The organism is Rothia mucilaginosa ATCC 25296 (assembly GCF_000175615.1).
Classification (GTDB): Bacteria; Actinomycetota; Actinomycetes; order Actinomycetales; family Micrococcaceae; genus Rothia; species Rothia mucilaginosa.
Genome location: NZ_ACVO01000015.1, coordinates 118,623 through 130,306, shown reverse-complemented (window position 1 = coordinate 130,306; position 11,684 = coordinate 118,623). Strand labels below are relative to the sequence as shown.

The window sequence follows — 11,684 nt, the reverse complement described above, 5'->3', positions numbered from 1 at the left end:
TGGTGTGCATGACTATTTCTGCCGCCTCTTTCGCTCCCGAGTACGCCGCCGTTGCGGATGCTCCCCGCAGCGATGATTACGCCCGCCTGACCCGCATCCGTGAACGCCTGTTGGCGTTGAACTACAGCTATGACGCTGTGCAGGAGCTGCTCGGTGTTGAGGCGGCTGAGGCGATGGCTCGCGACCAAGTAGTTCCGGGCCTATGGCGTGTGGAGCACATTCTGCGCGACGATTACAGTGTGGGTGAGAAGAACCTGGCGCGTCTGCTGGCGTTTTTCCTGCTGGCTCGCCCGCTCACCGAGGCGGAGGCCGCAGAGGTCTTCGGCGAGACCCTGCAGGACTTCGCGGACGCCGCGCTGATTGAGCGCGACGCTGCGGATTCTACCCGCTGGTCCGCGAGCGTTGATTTGCGCCCGCACGCCGCCGATGACGGCACCGAAATCTTTGTTGCCGCCGACCTGGGTGCGCATCAGCGCCCCGGAGTGCTCCGTAAGGATCACGTGCTCGGCATTGGTCACGCCTCCCTGACTCTGGCGCAGATTACCGAGCGCACCCCCGTCAAGCGTGCCCTGGATGTGGGCACCGGCTGCGGTATTCAGACCTTCCACCTGCTCGCCCACGCCGAGCACGTGACCGCTACCGATATTTCGGAGCGTGCCCTGGCGTTCACCCGTTTTAACCTGCTGCTGAACGCGCAGGCGCTCAATATTGACCCTCAGAACCCGCAGGCGCGCGTGAGCCTGCGTGAGGGTTCCCTGCTGGAGCCGGTCGCCGGTGAGCTTTTCGACCTGGTGGTGTCGAACCCGCCGTTCGTGATTACCCCGCGCGTTGCCGGTGAGAGCGCCGAGGAGCAGTTTACCTACCGCGACGGCGGCCTGCCCGGTGACGAAATTGTGAGCACGATGGTGCGTCAGCTGCCGTCGGTGCTGGTGCCCGGTGGTCGCGCGCAGATGCTGGGCAACTGGGAGATTATTCGCGATTCGGCGGATCCGGATGCACCGCGTCCGTGGGATGAGCGTCCGCGCGCCTGGGTTGCCGACGGCGGCGCGGAGGCGTGGTTTATTCAGCGTGAGGCGCTGACCCCCGCCTCCTACGCGGAGACCTGGTTGAAGGATGCGAGCGAGAACCGCGACCGCAGCCACTACGAGCAGACCTACGTGGCATACCTGAACGACTTCGCTTCCCGGAACGTTCATTCTATTGGTTTTGGCATGATTTGGCTGCGCCGCCCGACCGAGGCGACCGCGGCAGGCGTGACCGAGCCCCTGCAGCGTTTCGAGGAGATCACCTACCCGATTCAGCAGCCCATCGCCCGCGCCCTCACCGAGTCCGTGCGCCGCTACGACCGTCTCGCCGCCATGGACGATGAGGCGCTGCTCGCCGCGCACCTGGAAGTCGCCGAGGACGTCACCGAGGAACGCCACGGCCGCCCTGGCGCCGAGCACCCCAGCGTCATTTTGTTGCGTGCCGGTTCGGGTCTGTGCCGCACCCAGTTGCTCTCCACCGAGACGGCGGGTTTTGCGTCGGCGAGCGATGGTGAGCTTGCCGTGGGTCAGATTGTGGCGGCTCTTGCCATGCTGCTGTCCTGGCCCGAATACGATGAGGCTGCCGCCGCGGCACGCGGTACGCAGGAGCAGCATCCGCGCGATACCCTGCTGCATGCGGTGCGTGAGCTGGTGCTCAAGAGCTTCCTGCACTTTAGCGACGAGCACGCGGGCGCTGAATCGGCTGGCGAAAACACTGCAGACGAGCAAGGCTAAGCGTGCGCATTTGGTCCCTTCACCCCTCCCTGCTTGACCGCCGTGCCCTGGTCGCTTGCTGGCGCGAAACCCTGCTGGCGCAGAAGGTGCTGCGGGGTCTGACTCGCGGGTACACGAACCACCCGCAGCTGATTCGTTTTCGCGCGCATCCGCAGCCGTTGGAGGCGGTTACTGCCTACCTGTCCAGGCTGGCGGATGAGGCGGATGCCCGCGGCTATTCGTTCAACCGCGCACTGATTGGTGCGGGCGAAGATGATGCGGGCAAAGATAGCACAAACGAAAATAGCGTAGGCAAAAACGACACCGATAAAAACTGCGCTGACAAGTCAGAAAACCCTTATGCTTCGGTCGCGCGTATTCCTGTTCCTTTGGGTCAGTTGGAGTACGAGCTCGCCTTTCTGCGGCACAAGGTGGCTGGGCGCGACCCCGAGTGGGAGCATCGGTTGAGCGAGCGCCTGACGGCGCGCGGCGAGCTGGCGGCGTGTGCGCATCCGCTGTTTGAGGTGGTTCCGGGCGCTATTGAGCCTTGGGAAAAGACGAAAGACTTTTAGACAGAAGGATTTCTAAGAACGTGAGCATAGTAATGCCCCGGCGGAACCTTTGCGGGTGCCTGCCGGGGCATTGCTGTATGTGTGGCTCAAGCTGTATGGGAACAAACATCTCAGCGCATCATAGATTGCCGGAAACAGCTTGGCATGCGGTCTTTATTTGGTGGTCAGCGCGGGCTTGATCTCCTTGACGATTGCATCAAGCATCTTCAGGTTGAAGTCCACACCCAGCTGCAGTCGACCCGCCGCAATGAGATCGGCCATGGCGGCAAGTTCAGCCATGTAGAGCGGGTTTTTGTAGCGCATGTCTGGGTTGCAGCACTGGCTCTTCAACGTCGGGCGACGGGTCAGTCGTCCTCGTCTTCGAGGTCCTCTAGCACTTCGAACGGCGACTCGACGTCGCCGCGCCAGGCCTCCAGGCCTTCGCGCACCGCGAGCACCGCCACGACCAGCGCCGCGACCGAGTCAGCCCACCACCAGCCGAACAGGCTGTCGAGGACGAGGCCGATGAACACCGCACCGGAGAGGTAGATGCACAGGATGAGCTGCTTGGCGTCGGCCATCACGCTCTTGGAGCCCAGCTCCCGCCCGGTGCGGACCTCAATCCACGCCAGCAGAGGCATGACGACCAGGCTCAGCGCGGTGATACCGAGACCCAGCGGGCTGCGGTCGGGGCCCTCCTGGCCGACCAGGGCCAGCACCGCGTCGATCGAGACGTAGGCCGCCAGCGCGAAGAACGCGATGCCGATGGCCTTGACGGTGACCGTTTCCCACCGCTCAGGGTCCTTGCGGGTGAACTGCCAGGTGACGGCCGCGGCCGAGAGTACCTCGACAACCGAGTCGAGCCCGAAGCCAATGAGCGCCGCGGACGAGGCGAGGACGCCTGCCCAGACTGCGACGATTGCCTCGATTACGTTGTACGTGATCGTGAAGCCGACGATGAAGCGGACGCGCCGGTGCAGCATCGCGCGGCGTGCGGTGGTCAGGGTCTCGCTCATGCTCCCGCCGCCGTTCCACAGCAGCCCGACACCGAGCATGCCGGGTCGATGCACGGCGCGGCCTCGTCCACCGCGAGCGTGACGTCGATCAGGGACGTCAGCGCCGCGGCGAGGTGCGGGTCGGCGATCTCGTAGCGCGTCTGGCGGCCCTCGGGCTCGGCGACGACGATTCCGCAATCGCGCAGGCAGGTCAGGTGGTTGGACACGTTCGAGCGGGTCAGCTCCAGCTCGCGCGAGAGCACGGCTGGATAGCTCGGGCCGCTGAGGAGGGTCATCAGAATCCGGGAACGTGTCGGGTCGGCCATGGCGCGGCCGAGCCGGTTCATGACGTCGAGGTGTGAAGCAATAGTCAGCATACGATGACTATACAGTGATAACTGACCGATTGTCCACTTGTGCGGGCTGCCGCACGTGCTCCGCACCCTTGCCCTCAGGAGGCGGCAGAGTTCGCGCTCATCAGCGACCACCGCCCATCACGGAAGCGACGGCGGCACGCTGGCGCGAAACCCAGCTGGCACAGAAGGTGCTACGGGGTCTTTACCCCAGGACCTTTACTTGGTGGTCAGCGCGGGCTTGATCTCCTTCACGATTGCCTCAAGCATCTTCAGGTTGAAGTCCACACCCAGCTGGTTCGGGATCGTCAGCAGCACGGTATCTGCCGCCTGGACCGCCTCATCACGGGCGAGCTCTTCGGCAATATCCGCCGGATCACCAATGTAGCTGCGACCAAAGCGGGAGAAGCTGTTATCAATAATGCCGGTGTAATCCTGCGAGTCCTCCGCGGCGCGGCGACCGAAGTAGCGCGCCGAGGTTTCATCAATAATGGGCAGCACCGAGCGGGACACCGAAACACGCGGAACACCCGAATTGCCCGCCTTCACCCACTCTGAGCGAAAAAGACGAATCTGCTGCGCCTGCTGCTGATCGAAGGGAATGCCCTTATCTTCCAGCATCAGGGTTGAGGACATGAGGTTCAGCCCCTTCTGCGCGGTCCACACGGCGGTGCTATCGGTACCTGCACCCCACCAGATGCGTTCACGCAGACCCGGCGACTGCGGCTGGACAGGGGCGTACTTGCCCGCCACGCGAGCGCTGGGCGCCATGCCCTCACCCTCAATTGCTTTGAGGAAAATGTCGAGGTGGCGGCGCGCCATGTCGCTCTCGTTTTCGCCTTCTGCCGGGTAGTAGCCGAAGCTCGCAAAGCCGCGGATAACGGATTCGGGCGAGCCGCGGGAGACACCCAGCTGCAGTCGACCCGCCGCAATAAGGTCTGCCATGGCGGCAAGTTCTGCCATGTAGAGCGGGTTTTCGTAGCGCATGTCAATCACGCCGGTGCCGAGCTCGATGCGTTCGGTCTTGGCGGCGATTGCGGAGAGTAGCGGGTAGGGGGTCGCCTGCTGCTGGTCGAAGTGGTGCACGCGGAAGAACGCGCCGTCTAGTCCAATGTCTTCGGCACCTACGGCAAGGTCAATTGCCTGGTGTAGAGATTCTGCGGCGGAGGGTACGCGGGAGCCGGGGACCTCAGCCCAGTGGCCGAAGGAGAGGAAGCCGAGCTTCTTCTCGTCGCCGCGCATGGGTTCGAGGTGGCTGATGCGGATAGACTCGTCGAGCTGCGGGGTGCTGTTGGGGTTGGTGCTCATGGTTTTTTCCTTAGCGAGTTGCGCTCGGGTTCGTGTAGTGCCGGGCTGGTGGTTTAAATCTAAACCCAAATACTTTACATGTCAAGTATTTTGTTTCGGGGGTATTACGCACAGAGCACCGCTCCCCTTTCGCCGCACACACCACCCGCACGCCTCACCCGCCTGCACACCCCACCCACCCGGCGCACACATACCGCCACAAAATGCTGGCACAAAATATAGCCGAAAAAGGGCCCAGAAAAGCCCGGCGGCACGAACACATCGCACCACCGGGCCCTTCTATTCAACAGCTAAAACTGCAACTAAAACGACAGAAACAAACTGCCCTAGGAACGCTTCACCAGCGGAACCCACAGCTCCATACGGTAATCAGCCGCCTGCATATCGCCGCGACCGTACACCTCAAGACCACCAACCGGGCGGTACTGCGGATTCTTCGCGAAGAACGCCTCCTCAAAGCTCGCAAAGCCAGCCGGAATGGACTCCGAAATCGGGCCGGTCACCTCAACCACCGCGTAGGTGCTCGCAGGTAGTTCCAGCACGCCCAGACCAAGCTTCGCCGCACTCGCCGGCTCCGACACCAGGAAGCCCGCCGTGTAGCGGACCTGACCCTTCGGGTTCGGCTGAGTGCACACGCCCAGGTACTGGGTCACCTTCAGAACATCCAGCATCGCCGGGGACGCCTTCTGATTCAGCTCATCCCACAGCGAGGAGAAGTCGCCATCCAGGGGGAACACCTGCGAAACGCCGGCAACGACCATCGCCGGGTGCTCCTCAATGCGAGGTTCAGAGATCTGAACCGCGCCGCCCTTAGCGGCTGCCATTAGGCGTTCGCCTCAGCTGCTTCGCGGTCCACCGAGCACTCGGGCACGCAGTGGCGCTTCGCATCATCAGCTGCGCACTCGGGGCAGAGCAGAACCAGCTCACGGCAGGAATCGTTGGAGCAGTTCTCGAACTTGTTCGAGGGGGCGCCACACTGTTCGCACTTGCCGATGGTGACGGTGTCCGGGGTGAACTCCATGTGCATGCGCTTGTCGAAGACATAGAGCGAGCCTTCCCACAGTTCCTTATCGCCGTACTTCTCGCCGTAACGCACGATGCCGCCGTCGATCTGGTAGATCTCCTTGAAGCCGCGGTTCTTCATCAGCGCGGAGAGAATCTCACAGCGAATACCGCCGGTGCAGTAGGTGACGACCGGCTTGTCCTTAATGTGGTCGTACTTGCCGGACTCGATCTCGCGGATGAAGTCGTGGGTGGTGCGCACGTCGGGAACGATAGCGTTCTTGAACTTGCCGATCTTCGCCTCGAACGCGTTACGGCCGTCGAAGAAGACCACTTCGTCGCCGCGCTCTTCAACGAGCTTGTTGACCTCTTCAGGCTTCAGGTGCACGCCGCCACCAACGACGCCATTCTCGTCCACCTGCAGCTCGTCGGGAGCACCGAAAGCCACAATCTCGTCGCGTGCCTTCACGGACAGGCGGGGGAAGTCCTCCGCGCCACCCTCGGACCACTTGAACTCCATGTTCTTGAAGCCGGGGTACTTGCGGGTTTCCTTGGTGTACGCCTTGACCGCGTTGATTTCGCCGCCGAGGGTGCCGTTAATACCGTGCTTGGAAATGAGGATGCGCCCGCGCAGGCCGAGCTTCTCACAGAGGGCACGCTGCCAGAGCATGACCGCCTGCGGGTCGGCGATGGGGGCGAACTGGTAATACAGAATAATCTTATTTTGAGCCACGAAACTATTTTATCGTCATATACGTCTAAAGCATGCAAATTTTTTGATATGTGCGCGCTGGCTACGGGGTCGGCGGCGCAGAGGCGGTGCCGGGGCGGGGTTAGGCTCAGGGGTTAGGCTCGGGGTCGGGGCGGGATCCGAGCGGGTTCGGAGCCGGCATTCAGGGTAGCGCGTGACCGGCGGCAGGTCGGGGTGTAGCCCGCCGCTCTACAATGGAACCCATGCCGCACAGCACCTCCCCGCAGAACGCCAACCAGCACCCCGAACAGCAACCCACGCACCAGTCTGTACACCAGCCCGAACAGCCGCAGGGGCAGTCTGCGGCGCACCCAAAAACGCTACGCTACCGCGAGCTACCCGCAAGCGCACAGCAGGTGCTGGCATCCCTGTTGCCGGAGGCGGAACGCACCGGAACCCTACCCGAGCAGGTGACCCATATTCACACCATTGCCGCTAGGGAGGCGAGCTACGCGCCGTGGCCGCAGTGGTTGCATCCGCGCGTGGTGGAGGCCTTCGAATCGCTCGGCATTGCCGAGCCCTACGCCCACCAGGTGCAGGCGGCGAACGCCGCCCACGCGGGTCTTGATGCGGCACTGGCGGCGAGTGCGGCACGCTACGGCTGGCAGGCGGGGCGGATTGAGGCTGGGCGGGTTGAGGAGGCGGTCCCCGCGCGCGCCGAAGACGCGAAGAGCATCGGTAGCGGCGGGCACGTGATCGTGGCGACTGGTACCGCCTCGGGCAAGACCCTGAGCTACCTGATGCCCACCCTGGACGCTATTTATCGTGCATCCTGCGGCGAGCCGGTGAGCTCAACTTCCGCGTATTCCGGGGCAAAAAACCTCAATAATAGAGCGAACGTTCTCTACATTTCACCGGCGAAGGCGCTCTCCGCCGACCAGCTCACCGCCCTCACTTCCTACAACCTGCCAGGACTCCACGCGGCAAGCTACGACGGCGACACCCCCACCGGCGAACGCCGTTGGATCCGCGAACACGCCAACTTCATCCTCACCACCCCGGACATGCTCAACTACTCAATCCTGAGCAACCACCGGCAGTGGGCATCCTTCCTGCGCGGGCTGCGCTACGTGGTGCTCGACGAAGCACACAGCTACCGCGGCGTTTTCGGTGCGCATATCGCCAACCTGCTGCGCCGCCTGCGCCGCGTCTGCGCGCTCTACCGCACCGTGCCCGTGTTCTACGGTGCCTCCGCGACCAGTTCCAACCCGGTCGAGTCTTTCTCCAAGCTCATTGGCGTGCCGCAGCAGGCGGTCACCGCCATTACCGAGTCCACCTCCGCACGCGGTGAAACCACCGTCGCGCGCTGGGAGCCCGAATTCATGCCGCCCAAGGCGCACGATCAGCTCGCCAAGGGCGCCCGCAGCACCCAGCAGCAAGCGGTTCAGTCGAAGGCTGAGCAGGAGGCGCCACGCCGCGTCTCCCCCGTGGAGCAGGGCGCGCAAATGCTCACCGACCTGGTGCTTTCCCGCACCCGCTCCCTGGTTTTCGCCGGTTCGCGCCGCAGCGTAGAAATCCTCTCGCAGAAGACCCAACGCTACCTCGACGAGGTGGAGGCGGGCCTCTCCCACCGCGTCGCCGCATACCGCGCCGGGTACACCCCCGAAGAGCGCCGCGAACTCGAACGCAAACTCCGCAACGGCGAACTGCTCGGCTTGGCGAGCACCTCCGCACTGGAGCTGGGCATCGACATCTCCGGACTGGACGCCGTACTCGTGGCGGGCTGGCCGGGTACCCGCGCCTCCTTCATGCAGCGCGTGGGCCGCGCGGGTCGAAGCGGTCAGGACGCGCTCGCCGTACTCATTGCCGACGACAACCCGCTCGACACCTACCTGGTGCACCACCCGGAGGCGATTTTCGGGCGGGAGGTTGAGGCGACCGTTTTCGACCCAACGAACCCGTACGTTCTCTCACCGCAGCTGTGCGCCGCCGCGCAGGAGGCACCCATCCGTGCCGAAGAGCTGAGCCTCTTCGGTCCGCACACCGCCACCCTGCTGGATCGACTGGTACAGCAGGGGTACCTGCGTCGCCGCCCGGACGGCTGGTACTGGACGCATGCCGAATCAGCCGCCGAGCTGGTCGATATCCGCGGCACCGGCGGCGGACCCTACCAGCTCATCGACGCCGAAGACGGCACCCTGGTTGGCACCATGGACGCCGCGCACGCCATGAGCCAGGGGCACCCGGGCGCAATCTATATTCACCAGAACGCGCAGTATGTGGTCGAGTCCCTCAGCGAGGGCGAGCGCGTGATTCTGCTCAGCCGCGTCTACCCGGACTACTACACGCGCGCCATTGAGAGCACTGAGGTGCGTATTCTGGCGGAGCGTGCGCGGGTCAGTTACGGTGCGCCAGCTGGAGCTGCTATTCCTGGCGAGCCTACTCCCGGAGAGTCTGCACCCGAAACCGACGCGCAGCAGCTCGCCCCGCTCACCATGCACCGCGGGCAGGTTCAGGTCACCGACCAGGTCACCGGCTACCAGCGATTCTCCGTCTACGGCGGCGAATACCTGGGCGAAGAGGCACAACCCATGCCACCGGAAGTACTCATGACCGAGGCGGTCTGGTTCACCTTCGAACCCAGCTACCTATTCGGCGCGGGCGTGACCGAAGAGGACGGCCCCGGCACCCTGCACGCCGCCGAGCACGCCGCCATCGGACTGCTACCCCTCATCGCCACCAGCGACCGCTGGGACTTGGGCGGGCTCTCCACGCTACTTCATGTGGACACCGGAAGGCCCACCATTTTCGTCTACGACGCCGCACCCGGCGGCGCGGGCATTAGCGAGCGCGGCTTCAACGCGGTTGCGCAGTGGCTGAGCGCCACCCTCGAAGCCATCGAAAGCTGCGGATGCGACAACGGCTGCCCCTCCTGCGTGCACTCACCCAAGTGCGGCAACCGCAACGAGCCGCTCAGCAAGCACGGCGCGCGGGCGCTACTGCAGGCAATGCTGCGGAGCATGGCGGAGGCGTAGGTTACTGCAGGAGGCGCAGGGAGATAAGCTGTGCAGGCTGAGATAACAACTCCCGGCGAGCGCAAATAACCTAGTCGGCGGGTTTTTCCGGCTCGGCAGGGCTTTCCGGCTCAGGAGGTTCGGGCACCGAATCCTGCCCAGCTTCCAGCTCCTCCTCCAGCTCGGCGACCTCATCGGGGCTCAGCTCCTCCGCGTTGCCCACCGCGTCATGCTCTTCTTCGGCGTACTCTTCTTCAGGGTGCTCAGCCCCGGCGCGGGCACGCACCCTCGCCGGGCCCAGCATCCCCATGGGCCCTGCGACGGGGACGGCGACCGTCACCTCCACCGTTTCAGGTCGATCCGGAAACGTGCAGGATTCCAGGTGCGCACCGTGGCGGGCGGCAAGATCCGCCGCGACCGCACACGGGTCGCCCTCGGTGAGCCCGCGGTAGGCATCCGCCGCCGCGAGCGCACTCAAATCGGCGGCTGCGGAAGCCCGGCGGTTCGCGGACACCACCCCGATGAGCCCGGCAATCACCACGGTCAGCACCAGTAGTGCGGCAATAATGGTGAGGGCAAGGACGGTGCCGCTACCCTCTTCGGGGCGTTGATTCTCGGAGGCTGTTTTCAGGGCGGGGCACATAGCGGCTCTACTCGCTCTCATGTCCCGCACCGTTTTCAGCATTGTTTTTGCCACCGCCTTCAACGCGGGCGTGGGCGTCCGCCCGCAGCACCCAGCCGGTTGCCGAGCCGATTACACCGGGGGCGGGACGGCTCACCCGCACGTGCACTTCCCGGGCGCGCCCCGCATCCGCGGCGACCGCACCATCAGAAGCGACAGCATCAGGAGAAACGGAAATCTGCACGCTCTGCGCCGGGTCGATGCGGCTGACGGTGGAGCGAATCTGCGCCTCGGAATCCCCGCGGGCGGCGGCTCGTGCGGCCGTTCGCGCGGACTCCTCCACTTTCAGCTGTGCAACCCCCGTGGAGGCGGCGCCCAGGCAGAGGGCGAGCACCACCGTCACGGCGGGTAGGGCGACCGCAAATTCGGCGGTAATCACACCCTCTTCTGCTGGGCTCCTGTGCGGGGTCGAGGGTGCCGGTTCCGCCCCAGCTTTTCCTGCGGGGTGAGTATGCCACAAAGAACCCAAATTCACATGAGCGTTCATTCTTTATTCCTCCTTTCTGACTTGATTTTCCGAGGTTCCCAAAACCTAGAATCAAACCCTACGATGGATTCCCCAAAGGTTCTAGAGCAACCCCGTGTTACCCGCAATCGACAGGGCGTTACGCACAATATCCAGGAGCATAGAACGCACCTCATCCGACTTAAGAATCAGTACCAGCAGGCCCGCGAAACCGACCGCCGCGAGCATCACAATGCCGTACTCCGCGGTGGAGGCACCCTCCTCCGGGTCACCCGCCGGGGCGTAGCCTTCGAGCGCCTTTTCGTGCCCCTCAGCGGGTACATATTCGGTGCAGCCGGGCGCGTGCTCGCCCAGGCTGCGGCAGGTGGCGCCACATTCGTCCAGGGTGCAGCCCTCGGCGAGCGCGCGGGCGATGGTCAATGCCTGCTCGGGGTTCAGGCGGTCCGTGTTCATATCAATCTCCATTTCGCAAGGGTCAATCCTGGGGCCGGCATGCTTCTGCTCAGCGCCGGTGGAAAGTTCGGTATCAGTGAAGAGCTCGGGGCATTCTTCGCGCAGCTGCTTCATGGTGGTTGCGATGGCAACGGACAGCGGCACGGGGCCCAGAATGGTCTGCGTTTCAGCGCCCTGCACGGCACCGAGCGCGGCGGGCTGAATTTCACGCGGAGCACCGACCGGGGCGTTGACCGGAGCGTCGACAGTGTGCAGGTCGTGGCGGATTGCTTCGCAGAGGGTGTTCGTCATTGGTTTTCCTTTCGTTGTGCCCCGTTCATTCGGGGCGGGGTGGGTGCCCATCCGCGTTCGCTGCAGATGGACGAAGGTCTAAAGCGAAGGTCTAAACTTTTCAGCATTTCGGCTAGTCGACAGTGCTTATGGGCTTGGT

At 64.0% G+C, this 11,684-nt stretch carries 11 protein-coding genes and 1 pseudogene; 3 read left to right on the top strand and 9 right to left on the bottom strand.

The features are described 5' to 3' along the window. Nucleotides 1–8 precede the first annotated feature (8 nt). Both ROTMU0001_RS04055 and ROTMU0001_RS04050 read left to right on the top strand, forming a co-directional pair. The gene (locus tag ROTMU0001_RS04055) at nt 9–1,760 is read left to right on the top strand and encodes a DUF7059 domain-containing protein (protein ID WP_005508279.1); all 1,752 of its coding nucleotides are present in this window, start codon (nt 9–11) and stop codon (nt 1,758–1,760) included. Nucleotides 1,761–1,762: 2 nt separating this feature from the next. Beyond that, nucleotides 1,763–2,311 (top strand): pyrimidine dimer DNA glycosylase/endonuclease V, encoded by a 549-nt coding sequence (locus tag ROTMU0001_RS04050; RefSeq protein ID WP_005508277.1) that lies wholly within the window; start codon nt 1,763–1,765, stop codon nt 2,309–2,311. Between the two features lie 219 nt (nt 2,312–2,530). Here the strand turns inward: ROTMU0001_RS04050 and ROTMU0001_RS09265 are convergent. The 6 genes and pseudogenes from ROTMU0001_RS09265 to trhO form a co-directional block, all read right to left on the bottom strand. Next, nucleotides 2,531–2,617: pseudogene (locus ROTMU0001_RS09265) on the bottom strand (luciferase); the annotation flags it as partial. Between the two features lie 38 nt (nt 2,618–2,655). Further along, nucleotides 2,656–3,306, bottom strand: coding sequence for a cation diffusion facilitator family transporter (locus ROTMU0001_RS04040; RefSeq protein ID WP_005508275.1), 651 nt, complete (start codon nt 3,304–3,306; stop codon nt 2,656–2,658). Beyond that, complete coding sequence (gene cmtR, locus ROTMU0001_RS04035; RefSeq protein WP_005508274.1) at nt 3,303–3,662, bottom strand: Cd(II)/Pb(II)-sensing metalloregulatory transcriptional regulator CmtR; 360 nt, start codon at nt 3,660–3,662, stop codon at nt 3,303–3,305. The genes ROTMU0001_RS04040 and cmtR overlap by 4 nt, the downstream gene beginning before the upstream one ends. A 195-nt stretch (nt 3,663–3,857) precedes the next feature. Beyond that, the gene (locus tag ROTMU0001_RS04030) at nt 3,858–4,946 is read right to left on the bottom strand and encodes an LLM class flavin-dependent oxidoreductase (protein ID WP_005508272.1); all 1,089 of its coding nucleotides are present in this window, start codon (nt 4,944–4,946) and stop codon (nt 3,858–3,860) included. Nucleotides 4,947–5,272: 326 nt separating this feature from the next. Further along, nucleotides 5,273–5,770: a GyrI-like domain-containing protein gene (locus ROTMU0001_RS04025; protein ID WP_005508270.1), complete on the bottom strand. Its 498-nt coding sequence runs from the start codon at nt 5,768–5,770 to the stop codon at nt 5,273–5,275. Beyond that, entirely contained in the window at nt 5,770–6,681 is a 912-nt protein-coding gene (gene trhO, locus ROTMU0001_RS04020; protein WP_005504694.1) for an oxygen-dependent tRNA uridine(34) hydroxylase TrhO, read from the bottom strand. The genes ROTMU0001_RS04025 and trhO overlap by 1 nt, the downstream gene beginning before the upstream one ends. Before the next feature lie 212 nt (nt 6,682–6,893). Between trhO and ROTMU0001_RS04015 the strand changes: the two genes are divergently transcribed. Beyond that, entirely contained in the window at nt 6,894–9,674 is a 2,781-nt protein-coding gene (locus ROTMU0001_RS04015; RefSeq protein WP_044142313.1) for a DEAD/DEAH box helicase, read from the top strand. Nucleotides 9,675–9,744: 70 nt separating this feature from the next. Here ROTMU0001_RS04015 and ROTMU0001_RS04010 read toward each other — a convergent pair whose 3' ends face one another. From ROTMU0001_RS04010 to ROTMU0001_RS08965, 3 genes are all read right to left on the bottom strand, one after another. Beyond that, nucleotides 9,745–10,296 carry an Rv3654c family TadE-like protein gene (locus tag ROTMU0001_RS04010; protein WP_005508268.1) on the bottom strand — a complete coding sequence of 184 codons (552 nt, stop codon included), beginning with the start codon at nt 10,294–10,296 and terminating at the stop codon, nt 9,745–9,747. Nucleotides 10,297–10,303: 7 nt separating this feature from the next. Next, complete coding sequence (locus ROTMU0001_RS04005) at nt 10,304–10,714, bottom strand: TadE family type IV pilus minor pilin (RefSeq protein ID WP_245534281.1); 411 nt, start codon at nt 10,712–10,714, stop codon at nt 10,304–10,306. A gap of 189 nt (nt 10,715–10,903) precedes the next feature. Next, a complete protein-coding gene (locus ROTMU0001_RS08965) occupies nt 10,904–11,545 on the bottom strand; it encodes a DUF4244 domain-containing protein (RefSeq protein ID WP_005508266.1) in 642 nt (213 codons plus the stop codon). Nucleotides 11,546–11,684: the final 139 nt, after the last annotated feature.